Annotated in this window: 23 protein-coding genes; 13 read left to right on the top strand and 10 right to left on the bottom strand. The window is 62.6% G+C overall.

All coding sequences use genetic code 11. The features are described from left to right. Positions 1-149 precede the first annotated feature (149 nt). The 4 genes from lpdA to GYA95_RS15695 are packed head-to-tail and all read right to left on the bottom strand — an operon-like array spanning position 150 to position 5,111. Entirely contained in the window at positions 150-1,529 is a 1,380-nt protein-coding gene (gene lpdA, locus GYA95_RS15710) for a dihydrolipoyl dehydrogenase (protein ID WP_061304395.1), read from the bottom strand. A 2-nt stretch (positions 1,530-1,531) separates the two neighbouring features. Further along, entirely contained in the window at positions 1,532-2,818 is a 1,287-nt protein-coding gene (locus GYA95_RS15705; protein WP_015271254.1) for a dihydrolipoamide acetyltransferase family protein, read from the bottom strand. Further along, positions 2,819-3,877, bottom strand: a complete 1,059-nt coding sequence (locus GYA95_RS15700; protein ID WP_015271253.1) for an alpha-ketoacid dehydrogenase subunit beta — start codon at positions 3,875-3,877, stop codon at positions 2,819-2,821. Between the two features lies 1 nt (position 3,878). Continuing rightward, positions 3,879-5,111, bottom strand: coding sequence for a 3-methyl-2-oxobutanoate dehydrogenase (2-methylpropanoyl-transferring) subunit alpha (locus GYA95_RS15695; RefSeq protein WP_013973636.1), 1,233 nt, complete (start codon positions 5,109-5,111; stop codon positions 3,879-3,881). Between the two features lie 198 nt (positions 5,112-5,309). Between GYA95_RS15695 and bkdR the strand changes: the two genes are divergently transcribed. Further along, on the top strand, positions 5,310-5,795 hold the full coding sequence (gene bkdR, locus GYA95_RS15690) for a Bkd operon transcriptional regulator BkdR (protein WP_012273540.1): 486 nt from the start codon (positions 5,310-5,312) through the stop codon (positions 5,793-5,795). A 24-nt stretch (positions 5,796-5,819) separates the two neighbouring features. Here bkdR and GYA95_RS15685 read toward each other — a convergent pair whose 3' ends face one another. Beyond that, entirely contained in the window at positions 5,820-6,404 is a 585-nt protein-coding gene (locus GYA95_RS15685; RefSeq protein WP_102059496.1) for a hypothetical protein, read from the bottom strand. Positions 6,405-6,654: 250 nt separating this feature from the next. Here GYA95_RS15685 and GYA95_RS15680 point away from each other — a divergent pair, with 250 nt between their 5' ends. Beyond that, on the top strand, positions 6,655-7,995 hold the full coding sequence (locus GYA95_RS15680) for an MFS transporter (protein WP_015271251.1): 1,341 nt from the start codon (positions 6,655-6,657) through the stop codon (positions 7,993-7,995). 56 nt (positions 7,996-8,051) lie between these two features. On the opposite strand, the gene GYA95_RS15675 is transcribed toward GYA95_RS15680, so the two are convergent. From GYA95_RS15675 to flgA, 5 genes are all read right to left on the bottom strand, one after another. After that, on the bottom strand, positions 8,052-8,630 hold the full coding sequence (locus GYA95_RS15675) for a hypothetical protein (protein ID WP_015271250.1): 579 nt from the start codon (positions 8,628-8,630) through the stop codon (positions 8,052-8,054). Between the two features lie 119 nt (positions 8,631-8,749). Beyond that, the gene (locus GYA95_RS15670) at positions 8,750-9,493 is read right to left on the bottom strand and encodes a flagellar brake protein (protein WP_015271249.1); all 744 of its coding nucleotides are present in this window, start codon (positions 9,491-9,493) and stop codon (positions 8,750-8,752) included. A gap of 79 nt (positions 9,494-9,572) precedes the next feature. After that, positions 9,573-10,040, bottom strand: coding sequence for a flagella synthesis protein FlgN (locus tag GYA95_RS15665; protein WP_015271248.1), 468 nt, complete (start codon positions 10,038-10,040; stop codon positions 9,573-9,575). Positions 10,041-10,089: 49 nt separating this feature from the next. Continuing rightward, complete coding sequence (gene flgM / locus GYA95_RS15660; RefSeq protein ID WP_015271247.1) at positions 10,090-10,404, bottom strand: flagellar biosynthesis anti-sigma factor FlgM; 315 nt, start codon at positions 10,402-10,404, stop codon at positions 10,090-10,092. A gap of 164 nt (positions 10,405-10,568) precedes the next feature. Then, a complete protein-coding gene (gene flgA, locus GYA95_RS15655; protein WP_015271246.1) occupies positions 10,569-11,321 on the bottom strand; it encodes a flagellar basal body P-ring formation chaperone FlgA in 753 nt (250 codons plus the stop codon). A 77-nt stretch (positions 11,322-11,398) separates the two neighbouring features. On the opposite strand from flgA, the gene GYA95_RS15650 reads away from it, so the two are divergent. The 11 genes from GYA95_RS15650 to GYA95_RS15600 all read left to right on the top strand — a co-directional run bounded on the left by GYA95_RS15650 (position 11,399) and on the right by GYA95_RS15600 (position 20,665). Next, positions 11,399-12,328 (top strand): chemotaxis protein CheV, encoded by a 930-nt coding sequence (locus tag GYA95_RS15650; RefSeq protein ID WP_015271245.1) that lies wholly within the window; start codon positions 11,399-11,401, stop codon positions 12,326-12,328. Positions 12,329-12,379: 51 nt separating this feature from the next. Further along, on the top strand, positions 12,380-13,207 hold the full coding sequence (gene cheR / locus GYA95_RS15645; RefSeq protein ID WP_015271244.1) for a protein-glutamate O-methyltransferase CheR: 828 nt from the start codon (positions 12,380-12,382) through the stop codon (positions 13,205-13,207). Between the two features lie 521 nt (positions 13,208-13,728). Beyond that, positions 13,729-14,139 carry a flagellar basal body rod protein FlgB gene (gene flgB, locus GYA95_RS15640; RefSeq protein ID WP_015271243.1) on the top strand — a complete coding sequence of 137 codons (411 nt, stop codon included), beginning with the start codon at positions 13,729-13,731 and terminating at the stop codon, positions 14,137-14,139. Positions 14,140-14,141: 2 nt separating this feature from the next. Beyond that, complete coding sequence (gene flgC, locus GYA95_RS15635; RefSeq protein WP_003257260.1) at positions 14,142-14,585, top strand: flagellar basal body rod protein FlgC; 444 nt, start codon at positions 14,142-14,144, stop codon at positions 14,583-14,585. Between the two features lie 15 nt (positions 14,586-14,600). Then, the gene (gene flgD, locus GYA95_RS15630) at positions 14,601-15,305 is read left to right on the top strand and encodes a flagellar hook assembly protein FlgD (RefSeq protein WP_003257261.1); all 705 of its coding nucleotides are present in this window, start codon (positions 14,601-14,603) and stop codon (positions 15,303-15,305) included. Positions 15,306-15,336: 31 nt separating this feature from the next. After that, a complete protein-coding gene (gene flgE, locus GYA95_RS15625; RefSeq protein WP_015271242.1) occupies positions 15,337-16,692 on the top strand; it encodes a flagellar hook protein FlgE in 1,356 nt (451 codons plus the stop codon). 72 nt (positions 16,693-16,764) lie between these two features. Beyond that, positions 16,765-16,950 carry a hypothetical protein gene (locus GYA95_RS15620; RefSeq protein ID WP_015271241.1) on the top strand — a complete coding sequence of 62 codons (186 nt, stop codon included), beginning with the start codon at positions 16,765-16,767 and terminating at the stop codon, positions 16,948-16,950. A 273-nt stretch (positions 16,951-17,223) separates the two neighbouring features. Continuing rightward, positions 17,224-17,964, top strand: a complete 741-nt coding sequence (locus tag GYA95_RS15615; protein WP_015271240.1) for a flagellar basal body rod protein FlgF — start codon at positions 17,224-17,226, stop codon at positions 17,962-17,964. A gap of 47 nt (positions 17,965-18,011) precedes the next feature. After that, on the top strand, positions 18,012-18,797 hold the full coding sequence (flgG, locus tag GYA95_RS15610) for a flagellar basal-body rod protein FlgG (RefSeq protein WP_015271239.1): 786 nt from the start codon (positions 18,012-18,014) through the stop codon (positions 18,795-18,797). Between the two features lie 50 nt (positions 18,798-18,847). Continuing rightward, on the top strand, positions 18,848-19,543 hold the full coding sequence (flgH, locus tag GYA95_RS15605) for a flagellar basal body L-ring protein FlgH (protein ID WP_015271238.1): 696 nt from the start codon (positions 18,848-18,850) through the stop codon (positions 19,541-19,543). 12 nt (positions 19,544-19,555) lie between these two features. Beyond that, positions 19,556-20,665: a flagellar basal body P-ring protein FlgI gene (locus GYA95_RS15600; protein ID WP_015271237.1), complete on the top strand. Its 1,110-nt coding sequence runs from the start codon at positions 19,556-19,558 to the stop codon at positions 20,663-20,665. The last annotated feature ends 4 nt before the right edge of the window (positions 20,666-20,669 follow it).

The raw sequence follows: 20,669 nt of genomic DNA, 5'->3' as shown, positions 1-20,669 counted from the left end.
CTCCCACAGGGACATCACTGCCCGTGAGAGCAGTGGCGCACCTGTGGGAGCGGGTTTACCCGCGAAGAGGCCGGCACTGACTCGCCCCTGAAAAAAGACCCGCAACGCCAGGGGCGCTGCGGGCCAAATCGGCCTCGGCCGCTTCAGTGTCAGATATGCAGGGCGTGGCCCAGCGCGCGCAGCGCCGCTTCCTGTACCGCCTCACCCAGTGTCGGGTGGGCATGAATGGTGCCGGCCACATCTTCCAGGCACGCGCCCATTTCCAGCGACTGGGCAAACGCCGTCGACAACTCGGAAACCGCCACGCCAACCGCCTGCCAACCCAGGATCAGGTGGTTGTCACGGCGCGCCACCACCCGCACGAAACCGCTTTTCGATTCCAGGCTCATGGCCCGGCCATTGGCGGCGAACGGGAACTGCGCGACGATGCAGTCCAGCCCTTGCTGGCTGGCTTGCTCCGGGGTCTTGCCGACCACCACCACTTCCGGGTCGGTGAAACACACCGCGGCGATCGCGCTGGGTTCGAAACGGCGCGCCTTGCCGGCGATGATCTCGGCGACCATCTCGCCCTGGGCCATGGCCCGGTGCGCCAGCATCGGTTCGCCGGCCACGTCGCCGATGGCCCAGACGTTGCGCATGCTGGTCTGGCAGCGCTCGTCGATGGCGACGGCGGCGCCGTTCATCTTCAGGTCCAGGCACTCCAGGTTGAAACCTTGCGTGCGTGGCCGGCGGCCCACGGCCACCAGCACCTGGTCGGCTTCCAGGCGCAGTTGGCCGCCCTGGCCATCACGGGCCAGCAGGCAGCCGCCTTCGTAACCTTCGACGCTATGCCCCAGGTGCAGGGTGATGCCCAGCTTCTTCAGCGATTCGGCCACCGGGGCGGTCAGCTCGCTGTCGTAGGTTGGCAGGATGCGCTCGCGCGCCTCCACCACGCTGACCCGGGCGCCCAGCTTGCGGTAGGCGATGCCGAGCTCGAGGCCGATGTAGCCGCCGCCCACCACTACCAGGTGCTGCGGCAGGGTTTTCGGCGCCAGGGCTTCGGTCGAGGAAATGATCGGCCCGCCCAGCGGCAGCATTGGCAGTTCGATGCTGCTGGAGCCAGTGGCCAGCAACAGGTGCTCGCACTGGATACGCTGGCCATCGACCTCGACCTGCTTGCCGTCGAGCACCTTCGCCCAGCCATGGATCACCTTGACTCCGTGCTTTTTCAGCAGGGCTGCGACGCCGGTGGTCAGGCGGTCGACGATGCCGTCCTTCCAGGCCACGCTCTGGCCGATGTCCAGGCGCGGCGAGGCGACGCTGATGCCCAGCTCCGACGGGCCGGCAAAGCGCGAGGTCTGGTGGAACTGCTCGGCCACGTGGATCAGCGCCTTGGACGGGATGCAGCCGATGTTCAGGCAGGTACCGCCCAGTGCCTGGCCTTCCACCAGCACGGTGGGGATGCCCAGTTGCCCGGCGCGGATGGCAGCCACGTAGCCGCCAGGGCCACCGCCGATGATCAACAGGGTAGTCTGGATAGTCTGTTGCATGCTCACTCCACGAACAGGCAGGCGGGTTGTTCGAGCAGGCCGCGCACGGCCTGGATGAACAGCGCGGCGTCCATGCCATCGACCACGCGGTGGTCGAACGAGCTGGACAGGTTCATCATCTTGCGCACGACGATCTGGCCGTCGATCACCACAGGCCGCTCGACCATGCGGTTGACGCCGACGATCGCCACTTCCGGGGTGTTGACCACCGGCGTGCTGACGATGCCTCCCAGTGCGCCCAGGCTGGTCAGGGTGATGGTCGAACCGGACAGCTCATCGCGGCTTGCCTTGTTGTTGCGAGCAGCGTTGGCCAGGCGCGAGATCTCGCCGGCATTGCTCCACAGGCTGCCAGCTTCGGCATGGCGCAGTACCGGTACCATCAGGCCGTTGTCACCCTGGGTGGCGATGCCCACATGCACCGCGCCATGGCGGGTGATGACCTGGGCTTCGTCGTCATAGGTGGCGTTGATCTGCGGGAAGTCGCGCAGTGCCACGACCAGGGCGCGCACCAGGAACGGCAGCAGGGTCAGCTTGCCGCGGCTGTCGCCGTGCTTGCTGTTGAGCTGCTGGCGCAAGGCTTCCAGGGCGGTGACGTCGATTTCTTCCACATAGCTGAAGTGCGCGACGCGGCGCTTGGCGTCCTGCATGCGCTGGGCGATCTTGCGGCGCAGGCCTATCACCGGTACCTGCTCGCTGTCGGTGCGCTTGGCATAGCCGCTCGGCGCTTGCCCGCCAGCGCTGTGCGGCTTGCTCATGAAGGCGTCGAGGTCTTCGTGCAGGATGCGCCCGGCCGGGCCGCTGCCATGCACGTAACGCAGTTCGATACCGGCATCCAGGGCACGCTTGCGCACCGCCGGCGAGGCCAGCGGCTTGTCGCCTGGCTGGCGCGGCACGATCGGGGCTGCTTCGTGGTTGACAGGCGCCTGGCAAGCGGCCGGTCTTGCTTCCTTCTGCGGCTCTGGCTTGGCGGCTACCGGGGCCGCGGGGGCCTCGACCTGTTCGGGCTTTTGCACATCCTTGGTGGGCACATCCACATGGTTGCCGCTGCCTTCCACTTCGATGCGGATCAGCTCGCTGCCGACCGCCATCACTTCACCGGGCTGCCCACCCAGGGCAAGCACCTTGCCGCTGACCGGCGAAGGGATTTCCACGGTGGCCTTGTCGGTCATGACGTCGGCCACCACCTGGTCTTCGGCGATCATGTCGCCGACCTTGACGAACCACTCGACCAACTCGACCTGCGCGATGCCTTCGCCAATGTCAGGCATCTTGATGACGTGCGTGCCCATTCAGACCTCCATGACCTTTTTCAATGCCGCACCTACCCGCGAAGGCCCTGGGAAGTAAGCCCATTCCTGTGCGTGGGGGTAGGGGGTGTCCCAACCGGTGACGCGCTCGATCGGCGCCTCCAGGTGGTGGAAGCAGTGTTCCTGTACCAGCGACACCAGTTCGGCGCCGAAGCCGCAGGTGCGGGTAGCTTCGTGTACCACCACGCAGCGGCCGGTCTTTTTCACCGACTCGACGATGGTCTCCAGGTCCAGCGGCCACAGGCTGCGCAGGTCGATCACCTCGGCGTCGACGCCGGTTTCTTCGGCGGCCACCTGGGCCACGTACACCGTGGTGCCGTAGGTCAGCACGGTCACGTCATTGCCGGGACGGGTAATGGCTGCCTTGTCCAGCGGCACGCTGTAGTAGCCATCGGGTACGGCGCTTTGCGGGTGCTTCGACCAGGGGGTGACAGGGCGGTCGTGGTGGCCGTCGAACGGGCCGTTGTACAGGCGCTTGGGTTCCAGGAAGATCACCGGGTCATCGCATTCGATCGAGGCGATCAGCAGGCCCTTGGCGTCATACGGGTTGGACGGCATGACAGTGCGCAGGCCGCACACCTGGGTGAACATCGCTTCCGGGCTCTGGCTGTGGGTCTGGCCACCATAGATCCCGCCACCGCAGGGCATGCGCAGGGTCAACGGGGCGATGAACTCGCCGGCCGAGCGGTAACGCAGGCGCGCCATCTCGGAAACGATCTGGTCGGAGGCCGGGTAGAAGTAGTCGGCGAACTGGATTTCCACCACCGGGCGCAGGCCATAGGCACCCATGCCCACGGCGGTGCCGACGATGCCGCTCTCGGAGATCGGCGCGTCGAACACACGGGACTTGCCGTACTTGTTCTGCAGGCCTTCGGTGCAGCGGAACACGCCGCCGAAGTAACCGACGTCCTGGCCGTAGATCACCACATTGTCGTCGCGCTCGAGCATGACATCCATGGCCGAGCGCAGGGCCTGGATCATGGTCATGGTAGTGGTGGCCATGGCGGTTTCCGGGTTGATGCTGTTGTTGTGGTCGTTCATCTCAAACCCCCAGTTCCTGGCGTTGACGGCGCAGGTGGTCGGGCATTTCCTTGTACACGTCCTCGAACATCGAGGCTGCACTCGGGATGTGACCGTTGGCCAGCGTGCCGTACTGCTCGGCTTCCTTCTGCGCGGCGATCACCGCGGCTTCCAGTTCGGCAGTGGTGGCCTGGTGTTCTTCCTCGGACCAGTGGCCGATCTTGATCAGGTGCTGCTTCAGGCGGGCGATCGGGTCGCCAAGCGGGAAGTGGCTCCAGTCATCGGCCGGGCGGTACTTGGACGGGTCGTCCGAGGTCGAGTGCGGGCCTGCACGGTAGGTGACCCACTCGATCAGGCTCGGGCCCAGGCCACGGCGGGCGCGTTCGGCGGCCCAGCGCGAGGCAGCGTACACGGCGACGAAGTCGTTGCCATCGACCCGCAGCGAGGCAATGCCGCAACCCACGCCACGGCCGGCGAAGGTGGTCGACTCGCCACCGGCGATGGCCTGGAAGGTGGAGATCGCCCACTGGTTGTTGACCACGTTGAGGATCACCGGGGCGCGGTACACGTGGGCAAAGGTGAGGGCGGTGTGGAAGTCCGACTCGGCGGTTGCGCCGTCGCCGATCCACGCCGAGGCGATCTTGGTATCGCCCTTGATCGCCGAGGCCATGGCCCAGCCGACCGCCTGCACGAACTGGGTCGCCAGGTTACCGCTGATGGTGAAGAAACCGGCCTCGCGCACCGAATACATGATCGGCAACTGGCGGCCCTTGAGCGGGTCGCGCTCGTTGGACAGCAACTGGCAGATCATCTCGACCAGCGACACGTCGCGGGCCATCAGGATGCTTTGCTGGCGGTAGGTGGGGAAGCACATGTCGGTGCGGTTCAGCGCCAGGGCCTGGCCGCTGCCGATGGCTTCTTCACCCAGGCTCTGCATGTAGAAGGACATCTTCTTCTGGCGCTGGGCGACCACCATGCGGCTGTCGAAAATCCGCGTCTTGAGCATGGCACGCATGCCCTGGCGGAGAACCTGCGGGTCGATGTCTTCGGCCCACGGGCCTTGTGCATCGCCTTGCTCGTCGAGCACGCGGATAAGGCTGTAGGACAGGTCGGCGGTGTCGGCAGCGTCGACATCGACTGGGGGTTTACGGGCTTGACCTGCATCGTTCAGGCGCAGGTAGGAGAAATCGGTCTGGCAGCCTGGCCGGCCGGTAGGCTCGGGCACATGCAAACGCAGGGGGGCGTACTCGTTCATGCTTTTTACGCTCGCTCGGGTATTTGTTTTTGTGAGCTCTGAAGCGGCCGCCGCTGAGTACCGGCTTGTGACTGGTAGGTCAGCGTCCCCTACATCTTAGTGGTCCGGCAGGAGAATTTTTCTCTCAAGTTGGTTGCCTTTGCCGAGCAGGGCAGATAAACATTCCGCATAAACACAAAAAACCGGTGATTTTGTCTCATGCGCAAACTCGATCGTACCGATATCGGCATTCTCAACAGCCTGCAGGAAAATGCCCGCATCACCAACGCCGAACTGGCCCGCTCGGTGAACCTGTCTCCCACGCCCTGCTTCAACCGGGTTCGGGCCATGGAGGAGTTGGGGGTGATACGCCAGCAGGTGACCTTGCTGTCACCCGAGGCGTTGGGGCTGGATGTGAACGTGTTCATCCATGTGAGCCTGGAAAAACAGGTCGAGCAGTCGTTGCATCGATTCGAGGAAGAGATTGCCGAACGGCCCGAGGTGATGGAGTGCTACCTGATGACCGGCGATCCGGACTACCTGTTGCGGGTACTGCTGCCCAGCATCCAGGCGCTGGAACGGTTCCTGGATTACCTGACGCGGTTGCCAGGGGTGGCCAACATCCGTTCCAGTTTTGCCTTGAAGCAGGTGCGCTACAAGACGGCCTTGCCGCTGCCGGCCAATGGCATGACCTTGCGGGAGTAGCCGTCCGAGTACTGCACTTGCTGGTCAGGTCAGCTGAATATCGCGCAGGAAGAATTCGAGCACGTCACCGGTACGCTCGCCGGCGTTGAGGTAGTACTGGCGGCCCAGGTCAAGTACCGGGACATTGTCCGAGAGCGACTCCGCAACACGGTAGCCGTTCATGTCCCGCAGGTAGAAGGGAACCAAGCCGGCGCTCTCCACTGTGCCGTCCCATGGCTGGAGCGTTTCGATTTTCCAGTAGGGCCGGGTACGTAGCAGGTTGTACGGATGTGGGGCGTTGAGCACATCCCGGACCCGCCCGGCCACATGCGTACCATACAGGCCTAGCCAGCCATTGGAACTGCTTTCAAGCCTGGCGCCAATATAGGCCCAGTGTTCTGCGCAGGTAATGTAGTAGTGCGTGCGGTCTTCACGGTGCTCGATGAATTCGAAATGGAATGCAAGTCGTTGGAATTCATCCGCACTGCGTGGCACGCTCCTGCGCGCGGCAGTCGTGCACAGCCAGCCGTCTTCATCCAGGCCAAGCACTGGGTGTACGTTGTTGTCTGCAACAACGATCTGGCCACGGTGGACGTTATGAAGTGTAGCGGTGAAATTGGCCCTTATCATGTAAGTCTCCGATGATTGCTGAGGCGGTAGCCCAGGCTAAGGCACTGCCTGTCGACTTGGGACATGGATGCGTTTCAGCCAACGGAAGAGGGTGCCTGTCAGCCTGCTGTACAGGCCTGATCGCGACATGACCTGCACCGGACGCGCCCCGGCAACAGCATTTTACTCGCCACCGCACTCATTCCCTGGCATTTGCCCTTATGCTTGTCTGCAACCCATCGCCACCTGACCCGGGAGCCGCAAGGGACTTATGCGAAATATCTGGAAGCCGTTTCAGTCGTTGTATTTCGCCGCGCTGATGATGTTGATCGGCTCGGGCCTGCTCAGTACCTACCTGGCCCTGCGCCTGGCAGCCGATCATGTCGACAGCCTGTGGGTGGGTGCCTTGATGGCGGCCAACTACTTTGGCCTGGCGGTCGGCGGCAAGGTCGGCCACCGGTTGATTGGCCGGGTAGGGCACATTCGCGCCTACGCCACTTGCGCTGGCATCGTCGGTGCGGCGGTGCTCGGCCATGGTTTGACCAGCTGGTTGCCGGCCTGGGTCGGGCTGCGGATGATCGTCGGCCTGGGGATGATGTGCCAGTACATGGTCATCGAGAGCTGGCTGAACGAGCAGGCCGACGTCAAGCACCGCGGCGCGGTGTTCAGCGGCTACATGATCGCCTCTTACCTGGGCCTGGTGCTCGGCCAGCTGATCCTGGTGGTGCACCCACAGCTTGGCCTGGAGCTGCTGATGCTGGTGGCCATGTGTTTCACCCTGTGCCTGGTGCCGGTGGCCATGACCCGGCGCATTCACCCCGCACCGTTGCGCCCGGCACCGATGGAGCCGAAGTTCTTCATCAAGCGGGTGCCGCAGTCGCTCAGCACGGTGCTGGGTTCGGGGCTTATCGTCGGCTCGTTCTATGGTCTGGCGCCTTTGTATGCCTCCAGTCAGGGCATGACTACCGAGCAGGTCGGTCTGTTCATGGGTAGCTGCATTTTTGCCGGCCTGCTGGTGCAGTGGCCGCTGGGCTGGTTGTCTGACCGCTACGATCGGGCGGTGCTGATCCGCAGCGTGGCCGTGGGGCTTGCGCTGGCCTCGGCGCCACTGGCGATGCTGCCCAGCGTTCCGCTGGAGTTGCTGTTCGGCATAGGCTTCGTGATTTCGTTGCTGCAGTTCTGCCTGTACCCGCTGGCGGTGGCGTTTTCCAACGACCATGTGGAAAGCGAGCGGCGGGTGTCGCTGACCGCGATGCTGCTGGTGACCTACGGTGTGGGCGCGTGTATCGGGCCGCTGGCGGCAGGCGTGCTGATGAAGGTGCTGGGCCCGCAGATGCTGTATGCCTTCTTCGTGTTCTTTGCCCTGGTGCTGGTGTGGCGCATTCGGCCGAAGGCGGTCACCGGGCTGCACCAGGTGCAGGATGCGCCTTTGGGCCACGTTGCGATGCCGGCTGCCGGTTCGCCACTGTCGGCGGCGCTGGACCCACGGGTGGATGAGCAGACGGTACAGGAGGTGATGCAGGCACCGGTGGCGGCGGAGGATACCGAAGACGAGCCCCGCCAGAATGAGGAGCAGGGCAAGCCCCAGGCCGAGATCAACTCTGCGGTCTGACGGCCTGTTGGCCTGCCCCTCGAAGGGTGCCGGTCATGTCCGGTGCCCCTGGCGAGTCAGGCTGGCTTTATGTTCTTCAGGTTGAAGACCAGTATCTCGCCCTCTTTGGTACTGGCATTGAGGAACCAGTAATGGCGCTTGACCTTGTCCCGGGTATAGGTGGACCTGGCCAGCGCCACCCGGTAACCGTTCAGGTCACGCAGGTAGAAGGGCACTTCTTCGGCTGTTTCCAGGCGGCCGTCCCAGGGGCTGAGCGTTTCGATCTTCCATTGCCCTTTGCCCTCTATGGCCTCATAGAAAGCCTCTGCGAGATTGGCGTTGCCGATGATCCGGCCAACGATATGCGTCGCATAAAAGCCTACCCAGCCATTGCGGTTGCGCTCCAGGCTCGAACCAAAATATTCCCAGGTCTCGGCGCCGTTGATCGCATAGTGCGTTCGCTCGCCCTGGTGCTTCAGGAAACGGAACGCGAAAGTGATGGGCTTGAAGCTCGGGCTGTCCCCGCGCTGGTGCTCTGTGCATAGCCAGCCATCCTGATCGAGGGAGAATAGGGGGTGAACGTACAGCGGGGTGTCGACCACTCCCACCTGGCCATGCTGGCAGTGGAGTTCGGCGGTGAAATTGGCTTGGATCATTGTGGGCTCCTCGGCGGTCGCTTGGGTACAAGTACACTAAGCAGCCGCGGAGCCATAGGTAACCTGGAAGCGCACCACGCCCAGGTGCTGTGCGCTACACCCGCACAGTGGGCCTGCACTCAATAATCGTCTTTGTCGAAGCGCCGTGCCTCACGCTGCAGCTGGTAGACAAAGCTCTCGACCTTGCGCTGCGCCTGCCCGGTAAGGTTATGGAAGCGCACGCCGGCAAAGGTGGTGTTGATCCGCTCTTCATAGTGCAGGTGGCGCAGCTCGACCATGGTATCGACCAGGCCCAGCGGGTTGGCCGCCTTGAACCGCTCGTACACCTGGCCCAGTTGCAGGCGATCCTCGACATTGCCCTCGAACCGCAGTTTGCAGCCGGTGGCTGAGATGTCCAGCAGCTTGCCACGCAGGGCGCCGTTGCCCTTGAGGTGGGTGCCATCGAGGATGATATCGACCAGCTGCGACAGCTTCAGCGCGGCGCGGAAGGCATTGCGGCGCTGGTGGTAGGTCATTTCCAGGGGCATGGCGCCGCGGTAGCAGCGGTGACCGTCGACTTCGCTGATCTTCAACTCGTGGTTGCAGTCCCAGGCGATGCGCACACCATCGTGGAAGCCTTCGACGCGGAAGTGTTCGCCGTTCTCGATGAACTTCTCACCGTCGCGCGGGATCATTTCGTCCAGCGCCAGGGTATTGCTTTCACGGTCCACGTGCACCACGTAGCTCTGGAAGCGCTGGCTGCGGTCGTGGAAGGTGATGATCAGGGGGTCGTGGCTTTCCTGCAGCTGCCGCAAGTTGGCCGCAATCTCCAAAGGGGTGTTCAGCACCTTTGGCGGCTGCGGGGCATCGGATTCATTGAACACGGCTTATCGTTCTCCAGGCAAAAGCGACACACGCAATTAACGGCATTTTGCCAGTATGTTCCGTGCCTTGATAGAAAAATCACACTTGGCTGAGCGCCCGTGGCTTGGCCAGCGGCGAGGTGCTGCCGCGGCTGTCGTAGAGCGACGGAGAATCGCCGCCCATGAGGATCCGGATCTGGTTGTTGGTGACGTGCTGCTGCACCTGGATGATCCGGCCATTGGTCTCGTTGAGCTGCTGGCAGGCTTGCATCAGCTGGCTGATCACATCGAGTTGCTGCAGCAGCAGTTCACCGTTCGGCGATTGTGCCGCCACGGCCTCCACTCCGGCGCGATCAGGGCTCAGGCCAAGGCTGGCAAGCAAGTTGTTGCGCCGCAGGCCTTGCTGCTCCAGCAGCACAATCAAAGACTGCTTGCGGGCCAGGATATTCTCCAGTGGCGCCATGTCGCGGCCATGCAGGGCGACCGCTTCCTTTTGCAGAAGGTCCAGCAGTTCCTGCATAGGGGCAATGTCATCTTCGATCAGTTGCAGCAAGGTGGTGTCGTGCATGGCTAACTCTTGGCTTTTCTAGCGTCCGTGAAGTCAGCGCGCCGAACGGTCAGCGCTGGGCTTCGAAATCGAGCAGTTTGCTGGCGACCCGGCCGGCATCGACCTGGTAGCTGCCGTCGGCGATCGCCTGTTTCAACTGGGCCACACGGGCACTGTTGACCACCGGCTCGTCGCGCAGCTTGTCGCTGATCTTCTGCAACTGCTGGGCCTCTTGGCTGAGGTGTACCGCTTCTCCGCTGGCGCTGGTGGCGGTTGCCGCTTCCTGGCTGGCTGCCGGTTTTTCGGCGCTGCCGGACGCGGTGTTGCCGCGCACGCCGCCCGTGACGGACGGAGAGTTATTCAAACGACTGAAGTCGATGACCATGATCAGAAACCTCTGGGTATTTGGACGCTTGCCTTGTTTTCGGCCAACCCGAAAGAAACTTTAGGCACAAATGCATAGCCGCCTGTCAGCAAGCTCGCGAACCCGTTTTCTGACACAGTTTAGGAAAAGCGGTTCCTCACCGCCAGCGCAAATCAGTGGGCTGGCTACATACTTACCTCGACCTGCCCAGGGCCGGTCACCCTGGCCTTGATCACCCGTTTGGAATTGAGGTTGCGCACCCGGATCTGTTCGCTCAGGCCACCCTTGCTCAGGGCTTCTCCGGGCATGCGCACACTCAGGCTGCCACTGCGGGCGATGATCACCACGTGGTCACCCTTGCGCACCACCTCGGCCTGTTCCAGGTGTTGCGGGGTGAGTACCTGGTCGATCACCGTGGGGCGCAGCATCTTCATGCCCACCGCCTGTTCCAGTTCGGTCAGGAAGCCTTGCCCCAGGGTGCCGACATCCCGCTCGCGCAGGGCCACATCGCCTTCGCCCACCACGTTGTCGCGCTTGAGCGGCCGGGTCACCACCACCACGTCGCGGAACAGCCGCACGGTGGCCGGCACGAACACGGTCCAGGGCGCTGAGCCTTCGCAGCGTACCTTCACCGTGACGCGGCCCAACGGCTGAGCCGGGCTTTCCAGCGAGGCGTCCAGCTGCTGGCTGCACAGCGGCATACGCAGGCGCGGGTCCAGCGGATTGACCTGGATCTCGTAACGGCCGGCGGTCTGGGTGGTGGCCAGATAATCTTCGACGCTGAATTCAAGAAACCCTTGAGTGACACCGATAAGCTGTTCAGGCAAGGTAAACGCGTCCGCTACCGTGCGAACGCCGGGCACCAGAAGGCACAGCATGGCCAGCGAGCCAGTCAGCAGGCGCGTCAATCGTCGGAAAAATGTCGTTTTCGTGTACATGGCGCTCAAAAAAGCAAAGCCCGTGCCGACTCGCTACCTGAGTTGCAACGAAAGGCTGAAACATAAAGGAGTCTGGCATGGCAGGTGTTATGGATTCGGTCAACCAGCGCACGCAGCTGGTGGGGCAGAATCGCCTGGAATTGCTGCTGTTCCGCCTCAATGGCGAGCAGTTTTACGGCATCAACGTATTCAAGGTCAGGGAAGTGCTGCAATGCCCTGCGCTGACCCTGCTGCCCAAGGCGCACCCGGTGGTGCGTGGTGTTGCCAATATTCGCGGGGCGACCATCCCGATCCTCGACCTGTCGATGGCCACCGGGTTGCGGCCGCTTCAGGAAGACACGCGCAACAGTTTCGTGATCATCACCGAGTACAACACCAAGACCCAAGGCTTCCTGGTGCATTCGGTGGAGCGGATCGTCAACATGAACTGGGAAGAGATCCATCCGCCACCCAAGGGCACCGGCCGCGACCACTACCTGACCGCGGTCACCCGGGTGGACAACCGCATGGTCGAGATCATCGATGTGGAGAAGGTGCTGGCCGAAGTGGCGCCGTCCTCCGAGTCGGTGTCGGCCGGTGTGATCGATGCCGAGGTGCAGGACAAGGCCGTGCTGCTTCGGGTGATCACCGTCGACGATTCGTCGGTGGCGCGCAAGCAGGTCAGCCGCTGCCTGCAGACCGTGGGGGTCGAGGTGGTGGCGCTCAATGACGGTCGTCAGGCCCTGAACTACCTGCGCCAGCTGGTGGATGAGGGCAAGAAGCCGGAAGAAGAGTTCCTGATGATGATCTCGGACATTGAAATGCCGGAAATGGACGGCTATACGCTAACGGCGGAGATCCGCAGCGATCCGCGCATGCAAAAATTGCACATCTGCCTGCATACTTCGCTTTCCGGGGTGTTCAACCAGGCGATGGTCAAGAAGGTCGGTGCCGATGACTTCCTGGCCAAGTTCAAGCCGGACGACCTGGCCCAGCGGGTGGTCGACCGGATCAAGGCAACGCATTGAAGCAGCCGGGGGCAGGCCCCCGGCACCAGTGATTTAAAAGAGGCGGCAGTAGTGTCTACGGGTAATTTGGATTTCGAACAGTTCCGGGTCTTCCTGGAGAAAGCCTGTGGCATCCTGCTGGGCGAGAATAAGCAGTACCTGGTCTCCAGCCGTCTCAACAAGCTGATGGAGCAACAGGGCATCAAGAGCTTGGGCGAGCTGGTGCAGCGCATCCAGGCCCAGCCGCGCGGCGGCTTGCGCGAGCAAGTGGTCGATGCCATGACCACCAACGAGACCCTGTGGTTTCGCGATACCTATCCGTTCGAGGTGCTGAAGAACAAGGTCATCCCCGAGTTCATCCGCAACAACCCCGGCCAGCGCCTGCGCATGTGGTCGGCGGCCTGTTCATCGGGGCAGGAACCGTATTCCATCTCGATGGCCATCGACGAGTTCGAGCGTAGCAACCTCGGCCAGTTGAAAATGGGCGCGCAGATCGTTGCCACCGACCTGTCCGGCACCATGCTGACCAACTGCAAGACCGGCGAGTACGACAGCCTGGCGATTGCCCGTGGCTTGTCCCAGGAGCGCCTGCAGCGCTACTTCGACACCAAGGGGCCGGGGCGCTGGGCGGTCAAGCCGGCGATTCGCAGCCGCGTCGAGTTCCGCTCGTTCAACCTGCTCGACAGCTATGCCAGCCTGGGCAAGTTCGATGTGGTGTTCTGCCGTAACGTGCTGATCTATTTCTCGGCGCAGGTGAAGAAGGACATCCTGTTGCGTATCCACAGTACCTTGAAGCCGGGTGGGTATCTGTTCCTCGGGGCTTCCGAGGCGCTGAACGGGTTGCCGGACCATTATCAGATGGTGCAGTGCAGTCCGGGGATCATCTACCAGGCGAAGTAGGGGCGGGGTCAAGGTTTGTTGCGTCTGTGAGATCGAGCGCCGCCCGCGCGGCGCTTCGCGGGACAAGCCCGCTCCCACATTTGTTGCAGCGTGCCAAACCTGTCAGGCCATGGTTGTCAGCCTTGTTGCCTTGACGCGGTTTCCGGGCTGGCGCTACAGCCGTCTCGCCAGTCTCAAACACTTCACCAAGGCGGGCAACGCCTATCTCACAGGCATGGCCACGTTGCAACAAATGTGGGGGCGGGCTTGTCCCGCGAAGCGCCGCGCGGGCGGCGCTCGATCTCATAGGCGCAACACCTCTATCGCAAAACACTGACGTCAATTTTTTGTTTTGCCGCTTTTGCCGCCCGGCAATTGCCGCTTTCGCGCCCGAAGGCGGAAGGCCTTTGCCGCTTTTCTGGCATCACTCTGACAGCACCTTGCCCTGCAAGCCCGTATTTCCGGGCTTTCTATTGGTTGGCACAGCCCTTGCTATACCTTGCCCAACGATATTCCGGTCAACCTCCGAAGGTTTCCCCGACATGAGCATCAGCTTCGACAAGGCGCTTGGTATTCACGAAAAGGCCCTGGGCTTCCGCGCCCAGCGCGCCGAAGTGCTGGCCAACAACATCGCCAACGCCGACACGCCCAACTACAAGGCGCGCGACATGGATTTCGCATCGGTGCTCGCTGCCGAGAGCGACAAGCAGCAGAGCGGCGGCCGTTTCAGCCTCGATCGTACCAACAGCCGCCATATCGAGGCCGAGGGCCTGGCCATGGCCGACGATACCCTCAAGTACCGTACGCCAACGCAGCCGTCGATCGACCAGAACACCGTGGACGCGCAGATCGAGCAATCGAACTACACCGAAAACGCCGTCGGCTTCCAGGCCAGCTTCACCTTGCTCAACAGTAAATTCAAAGGGCTGGTTTCGGCCCTGCGGGGAGAATGATCATGTCCCTTTCCAGCGTCTTCAACATTGCCGGTAGCGGCATGAGTGCGCAGAACACGCGCCTGAACACCGTTGCTTCCAACATCGCCAACGCCGAGACCGTATCTTCGAGCATCGATCAGACCTACCGCGCCCGCCACCCGGTGTTCGCCACCACCTTCCAGGACGCACAGGCCGGCGGCAGCCAGTCGCTGTTCGAAGACCAGGGCGAAGCAGGGCAGGGCGTGCAGGTAAAAGGCATCGTCGAGGATCAGAGCAATCTGGAGGCCCGTTACGAGCCCAACCACCCGGCGGCGAACAAGGACGGCTACGTCTACTACCCGAACGTCAACGTGGTTGAAGAGATGGCTGACATGATCTCCGCCAGCCGCGCGTTCCAGACCAACGCCGAGCTGATGAATACGGCCAAGGCCATGATGCAGAAGGTCCTGACCCTCGGTCAGTGATAAGGAAACCAGAGCATGGCAATCGATACCAACGGTGTGAACCTCAACGACGTGCTCGCGGCGTCTGGTGTAGGCACCAGCACCAAGAAGACCACGGACACCGCATCCAAGACCGGCAACGACTCGCTCGGCAAGGACGCGTTCCTGCAGTTGCTGGTCACCCAGATGCAGCACCAGAACCCGCTGGACCCACAGGACAACGGTGAGTTCGTTGCCCAGTTGGCGCAGTTCAGCAGCCTGGAAGGCATTACTTCGCTGAACGAATCGGTCAACTCCATCACCAGCGCCATGGCCTCGTCCCAGGCCCTGCAGGCGTCGTCGCTGGTCGGGCGTTCGGTGGTAGTGCAGAACGACAAGGCCGTGGTCGACACCGCAGAAAGCTTCAATGCGCAGTTCGTCGTGCCGCAAGCCATCGGCGAAGCGAAGATCACCATCAAGGACAAGGACGGCAATACCGTCAAGACCATCGAGCTGGGCGAGCAGAAAGCCGGTTACGCCGATTTCATCTGGGACGGTACCAACAGCAGTGGTGAGAAAGTCGATCCTGGTACTTACACCTTCACTGCCACCACCACGGTGGATGGCAAGTCGGTGCAGATGAACACGCTGTTGCCAGCCAAGGTGACCAGCGTCAGTTTCAGTGCCGCCGGCGAAATGGTGCTCAACCTCGCCGGTGTTGGCAAAGTGTCCCTCTCCGACGTGCAAACCATCGGTATCTAAGGCCCGCTAGAGCGGCAAAAGGAGCGAATTCATGTCTTTCAATATCGGCCTTAGCGGTCTGTACGCAGCAAACAAGCAACTGGATGTCACCGGCAACAACATCGCCAACGTCAACACCAATGGCTTCAAGTCGTCGCGTGCCGAGTTCGCCGATGTCTATGCAGGTTCCAACCGCCTGGGTGTTGGCAAGAACCAGGTGGGTAACGGCGTGCGCCTTGCAGCGGTTTCCCAGCAGTTCACCCAGGGTGACGTCAACACCACCGGCAACGTGCTGGATATGGGGATCCAGGGGCAGGGCTTCTTCGTGCTGTCCGATAACGGCTCGCGCGTGTACACCCGTGCGGGTGCTTTCCAGGCCAGCAAGGACAACTTCGTGGTTACCTCGGACGGCCTGCGCCTGCAGGGCTATGCCGCCGACTCGACTGGCAAGATCCAGAAGGGCGTGCTGACCGATTTGCAGATCGATACGTCGGCGCTGCAGCCAAAGGCAACATCGCTGATCGACCAGGGCATCAACCTGAATTCTTCGGCCGCCGACATCCCGTTGGAAGTGGACGATGGCACTGGCGTGATGGTGCCGAACCTGCCGTTCGATCCTTCCGATCAGACGACTTACACCAAGTCTTTCCCGACCAAGGTGTACGACAGCCAGGGTAACGAGCACACCATGGAGCAGTTCTATCGCAAGACTGGCACCAATGAGTGGACCATGTACACCCTGGTCGATGGGCGCAACCCGTTTTCCCCATCCTCCACCGTGCCGCTGACTGGCACCATCAGCTTCAACAGCGATGGCTCGGTCAAGAGCATGACTGCGGACAATACCGGGCACCCGGCGGGCTCGTCGTTCACCGTGACCAACAACACCTTCACCATGACTGGCTGGGTGCCGGCGGTGGAGGATTCTGCGGGTAACTGGATCTCCAATGGCGCGGTAGGCAATGCCGATGGCATGCGCCTGGCGATGAACAGCACCACTTCCTACAACACCGAGACCGCGCGCATGTCGCAGTCTCAGGACGGCTACGCGACCGGTATCCTGTCGAGCCTGAGCATCGACTCGACGGGTGTGCTGTTCGCCAGCTTCAGCAACCAGCAATCCCGCGCCATTGGCCAGGTGGCCCTGGCCAGCTTCGCCAACGAGCAGGGCCTGCAGCAGATTGGTGGTACCCGCTGGACCGAAACCTACACCTCCGGCATCCCAGGCATCGATGCACCGAAGACAGGTACCCTGGGTAGCGTCGAGTCCAACGCGCTGGAAGGCTCGAACGTGAACCTGACTCAGGAATTGGTCGAGCTGATCAAGGCGCAGAGCAACTACCAGGCGAACGCCAAGACTATCTCCACTGAAAGCACCATCATGCAGACCGTCATCCAGATGGCCTGATGGTTGCTGGCTGAGTGTATGTGGGCGAACCCCTTTGTCATGAAGGGGTTCGTCGTCTTTGCCGGAGGAGTCATGAAAAGGCTGGTTGTCACATTGGTCGCTGCTTTCTGCCTGTACCAGGCCCAGGCCGGTACCGCGCCCTGGTGGCGCTGGGAAAGCCAGGTGGACGGGCGCCTGGTCTGCTCGCAATGGCCGCCGGGGGATGGCTGGAAGAAGTTCGCCGGCCCCTACAGCAACGGCGCTTGCCGCGAGCCTTGAATAAACCTGTACTGGCCTCTTCGCGGGTAAACCCGCTCCACAGGTGTCGCGCTGTGCCTGTGGGAGCGGGTTCACCCGCGAAGAGGCCGGTACAGGTTTGCCGTCATCGGCAACCAAGCGCCGGATAACCGGCGTCCAACACGTCGACTGCCCCCTCGAAAGCCCGTATCCACGGGCTTTTTCATGATTTCGCAAAGTTGGTTCGGAACTTGCTTTCTAGCTCGCATAGCAACGGCGAGCGGCAAACGACCGCCAGTGCAATGGAGGATGACTGTGGACAAGATGCTTTACGTGGCCATGACCGGCGCGAGCCAGAATGCGCTGGCCCAGAAGGCGCACGCCAACAACCTGGCGAACATTTCCACCAACGGTTTCCAGCGAGACCTGGAGCAGGCCCGCTCGATGCCGGTGTTCGGCGACAGCTTTCCGTCGCGCGCCTTTGCCATGACCGAGCGCCCGGCCACCGACTTCAGCGAAGGTCCGATGGTGGAAACCGGCCGCGATCTGGATGTGACGGTGACCGGCAAGGGCTTCATCGCCGTGCAGGCGCCCGATGGCAGTGAAGCCTACGTACGCACCGGCAGCCTGAACATCGATGCCCTTGGTGTGCTGCGTGCCGGCAACGGCATGCCGGTGATCGGCAACGGCGGCCCGATTGCGATTCCGCCAGAGCAGAAGGTCGAAGTCGGCGCCGATGGCACCATCAGCATCCGCTCCATGGGGGAAGACCCGCGCGTGATGGCCGAAGTCGACCGCATCAAGCTGGTCAACCCCGATACCAAAGGCCTGACCAAGGGCCTGGATGGCCTGATCCATACCCGCGACGGCCAGCCGGCAGACGCCGACGTCAACGTGCGGGTGGTGTCGGGCTTCCTGGAAGGCAGCAATGTCAACGCCGTGGAAGAAATGACCTCGGTGCTGGCGCTGTCCCGTCAATTCGAACTGCACGTGAAGATGATGAACGCGGCCAAGGAAGGCGACGAAGCCATGGCGCGTGTTTTGCAAATCGGCTAATCACTTTTGAACGAGTGCCGTAAAACAGGCGCACGAGGAGAACTTACATGCTTCCGGCTCTTTGGGTCGCTAAAACCGGCCTGTCCGCCCAGGACACCAACCTGACGGTCATCTCCAACAACCTGGCCAACGTCTCGACCACCGGCTTCAAGCGTGATCGCGCCGAGTTCCAGGACCTGCTGTACCAGATCAAACGCCAGCCGGGCGCGCAGTCCACCCAGGACAGCGAGCTGCCTTCCGGCCTGCAGGTCGGTACTGGTGTGCGCATCGTCGGCACCCAGAAGAACTTCCAGACCGGCAGCCTGCAAACCACGGAAAACCCGCTGGACATGGCGGTCAACGGCCGTGGTTTCTTCCAGGTATTGCAGCCGGACGGCACCGTTTCGTATACCCGTGACGGTACCTTCCACCTGAACTCCGACGGCCAGATCGTCACCGCCAACGGTTTCGCCCTGGAACCTGCCATCGTCGTGCCGAACGACGCGCAGACCTTCACCGTCGGCCAGGACGGCACCGTGTCGATCACCACCGCGGGCAACCCGGCTGCGCAGGTGATCGGCAACATCCAGACCGCCGACTTCATCAACCCGGCCGGCCTGCAGGCGATTGGCGACAACCTGTTCCTCGAAACCGCCGCCAGTGGCGCGCCGCAAGTCGGCACCCCGGGCCTGAACGGTTTCGGCACCACCCTGCAGCAGACCCTGGAAAACTCCAACGTCAGCACCGTGGAAGAGCTGGTGAACATGATCACCACCCAGCGTGCCTACGAGATGAACTCCAAGGTCATTTCCACGGCTGACCAGATGCTGTCGTTCGTTACTCAACAGCTCTGAAGCAGGCAGCTCTAACCCCGTCACTCCGTTGCACCCGTGAGGTAAGCGTCATGAATCGTCTGTTGTCCGTTTTCGCCCTGGGGGGGGCGGTGTTGCTGGCAGGTTGCGTCGCGCCGACGCCCAAGCCCAACGACCCGTACTACGCGCCGGTACTGCCGCGCACCCCGTTGCCGGCAGCGGCCAACAACGGTTCGATCTACCAGGCCGGCTTCGAGCAGAACCTGTACAGCGACCGCAAGGCGTTCCGGGTGGGTGACATCATCACCATCACCCTCAACGAGCGCACATCGGCCAGCAAGAACGCCGGCTCGCAGATCCAGAAAAACAGCAACGCCAACATCGGCCTGACATCGTTGTTCGGCACTACGCCGAACACCAACAACCCGTTCGGCAGTGGTGACCTGTCGCTGGAGGCCGGCTACAGCGGCGAGCGCGCCACCAAGGGCGACAGCAAGGCCACTCAGGGCAACACCCTGACCGGTTCCATCACCGTGACCGTGGCCGAAGTGCTGCCCAACGGCATCATCGCCGTGCGCGGCGAGAAATGGCTGACCCTGAACACCGGCGAAGAGCTGGTGCGCATCGCCGGCATGATCCGCGCCGACGACATCGCCACCGACAACACCGTGCCGTCCACTCGCGTGGCCGACGCGCGCATCACCTATTCCGGTACCGGCTCGTTCGCCGATGCCAGCCAGCCCGGGTGGCTGGACCGCTTCTTCATCAGCCCGCTTTGGCCTTTCTGAGTACGGATGACCATGTTCAACGTGAGGCAGCTGATTGCCGCAACCCTGCTCCTGTCCTGTGCCTTCGGCGCCCAGGCCGAGCGCCTGAAGGACATCGCCAGCATTTCTGGCGTGCGCTCCAACCAGCTGATCGGTTACGGCCTGGTGGTGGGGCTCAATGGCACGGGTGACCAGACCACCCAGACGCCGTTCACCCTGCAGACCTTCAACAACATGCTGTCGCAGTTCGGCATCAAGGTGCCGGCCGGCTCCGGCAACGTGCAGTTGAAAAACGTTGCGGCAGTGTCGGTGCATGCCGACCTGCCGGCGTTCGCCAAGCCAGGCCAGGTGGTGGACATTACCGTGTCCTCGATCGGTAACTCCAAGAGCCTGCGCGGCGGCAGCCTGCTGATGACCCCGCTCAAGGGTATCGACGGCAACGTCTATGCCGTGGCCCAGGGTAACCTGGTGGTGGGCGGCTTCGATGCCGAGGGCCGTGACGGTTCGAAGATCACCGTCAACGTTCCGTCGGCCGGTCGTATCCCTGGCGGTGCTACCGTCGAGCGTGCAGTGCCGAGCGGCTTCAACCAGGGCAACAGCCTGACCCTGAACCTCAACCGCCCCGACTTCACCACTGCCAAGCGCATCGTCGACAAGGTCAACGACCTGCTCGGCCCGGGCGTGGCCCAGGCCGTGGACGGCGGTTCGGTACGGGTCACTGCGCCGATGGACCCGAGCCAGCGCGTGGACTACCTGTCGATCCTCGAGAACCTCGAGATCGACCCGGGCCAGGCGGTCGCCAAGGTCATCATCAACTCGCGCACCGGCACCATCGTCATTGGCCAGAACGTCAAGGTGTCGCCGGCCGCGGTGACCCACGGCAGCCTGACCGTGACCATTACCGAAGACCCGATCGTCAGCCAGCCGGGGCCGTTCTCCAATGGGCAGACCGCCGTGGTGCCGCGCTCGCGGGTCAACGCCGAGCAGGAAGCCAAGCCGATGTTCAAGTTCGGCCCGGGCACCACGCTGGATGAAATCGTCCGTGCGGTGAACCAGGTGGGCGCAGCGCCCAGCGACCTGATGGCCATCCTCGAAGCCCTGAAACAGGCCGGCGCCCTGCAGGCCGACCTGATCGTGATCTGAGGAC

It is taken from the genome of Pseudomonas asiatica, assembly GCF_009932335.1.
GTDB lineage: Bacteria > Pseudomonadota > Gammaproteobacteria > Pseudomonadales > Pseudomonadaceae > Aquipseudomonas > Aquipseudomonas asiatica.
Note: the sequence above shows the minus strand (reverse complement) of the source record. Positions and strands in the feature narration are given on the sequence as shown.

What these genes read in the sequence shown, in the direction of transcription:
- flgH (WP_015271238.1), top strand. Translation starts at nt 18,848, where the DNA reads ATGAATCGTCTGTTGTCCGTTTTCGCCCTGGGGGGGGCGGTGTTGCTG.
- flgC (WP_003257260.1), top strand. Translation starts at nt 14,142, where the DNA reads ATGTCCCTTTCCAGCGTCTTCAACATTGCCGGTAGCGGCATGAGTGCG.
- bkdR (WP_012273540.1), top strand. Translation starts at nt 5,310, where the DNA reads ATGCGCAAACTCGATCGTACCGATATCGGCATTCTCAACAGCCTGCAG.
- GYA95_RS15685 (WP_102059496.1), bottom strand. Translation starts at nt 6,404, where the DNA reads ATGATAAGGGCCAATTTCACCGCTACACTTCATAACGTCCACCGTGGC.
- GYA95_RS15665 (WP_015271248.1), bottom strand. Translation starts at nt 10,040, where the DNA reads ATGCACGACACCACCTTGCTGCAACTGATCGAAGATGACATTGCCCCT.
- GYA95_RS15620 (WP_015271241.1), top strand. Translation starts at nt 16,765, where the DNA reads ATGAAAAGGCTGGTTGTCACATTGGTCGCTGCTTTCTGCCTGTACCAG.
- GYA95_RS15705 (WP_015271254.1), bottom strand. Translation starts at nt 2,818, where the DNA reads ATGGGCACGCACGTCATCAAGATGCCTGACATTGGCGAAGGCATCGCG.
- flgB (WP_015271243.1), top strand. Translation starts at nt 13,729, where the DNA reads ATGAGCATCAGCTTCGACAAGGCGCTTGGTATTCACGAAAAGGCCCTG.
- flgE (WP_015271242.1), top strand. Translation starts at nt 15,337, where the DNA reads ATGTCTTTCAATATCGGCCTTAGCGGTCTGTACGCAGCAAACAAGCAA.
- GYA95_RS15650 (WP_015271245.1), top strand. Translation starts at nt 11,399, where the DNA reads ATGGCAGGTGTTATGGATTCGGTCAACCAGCGCACGCAGCTGGTGGGG.
- flgM (WP_015271247.1), bottom strand. Translation starts at nt 10,404, where the DNA reads ATGGTCATCGACTTCAGTCGTTTGAATAACTCTCCGTCCGTCACGGGC.
- GYA95_RS15680 (WP_015271251.1), top strand. Translation starts at nt 6,655, where the DNA reads ATGCGAAATATCTGGAAGCCGTTTCAGTCGTTGTATTTCGCCGCGCTG.
- GYA95_RS15600 (WP_015271237.1), top strand. Translation starts at nt 19,556, where the DNA reads ATGTTCAACGTGAGGCAGCTGATTGCCGCAACCCTGCTCCTGTCCTGT.
- flgG (WP_015271239.1), top strand. Translation starts at nt 18,012, where the DNA reads ATGCTTCCGGCTCTTTGGGTCGCTAAAACCGGCCTGTCCGCCCAGGAC.
- flgD (WP_003257261.1), top strand. Translation starts at nt 14,601, where the DNA reads ATGGCAATCGATACCAACGGTGTGAACCTCAACGACGTGCTCGCGGCG.
- lpdA (WP_061304395.1), bottom strand. Translation starts at nt 1,529, where the DNA reads ATGCAACAGACTATCCAGACTACCCTGTTGATCATCGGCGGTGGCCCT.
- GYA95_RS15700 (WP_015271253.1), bottom strand. Translation starts at nt 3,877, where the DNA reads ATGAACGACCACAACAACAGCATCAACCCGGAAACCGCCATGGCCACC.
- GYA95_RS15675 (WP_015271250.1), bottom strand. Translation starts at nt 8,630, where the DNA reads ATGATCCAAGCCAATTTCACCGCCGAACTCCACTGCCAGCATGGCCAG.
- flgA (WP_015271246.1), bottom strand. Translation starts at nt 11,321, where the DNA reads ATGTACACGAAAACGACATTTTTCCGACGATTGACGCGCCTGCTGACT.
- GYA95_RS15695 (WP_013973636.1), bottom strand. Translation starts at nt 5,111, where the DNA reads ATGAACGAGTACGCCCCCCTGCGTTTGCATGTGCCCGAGCCTACCGGC.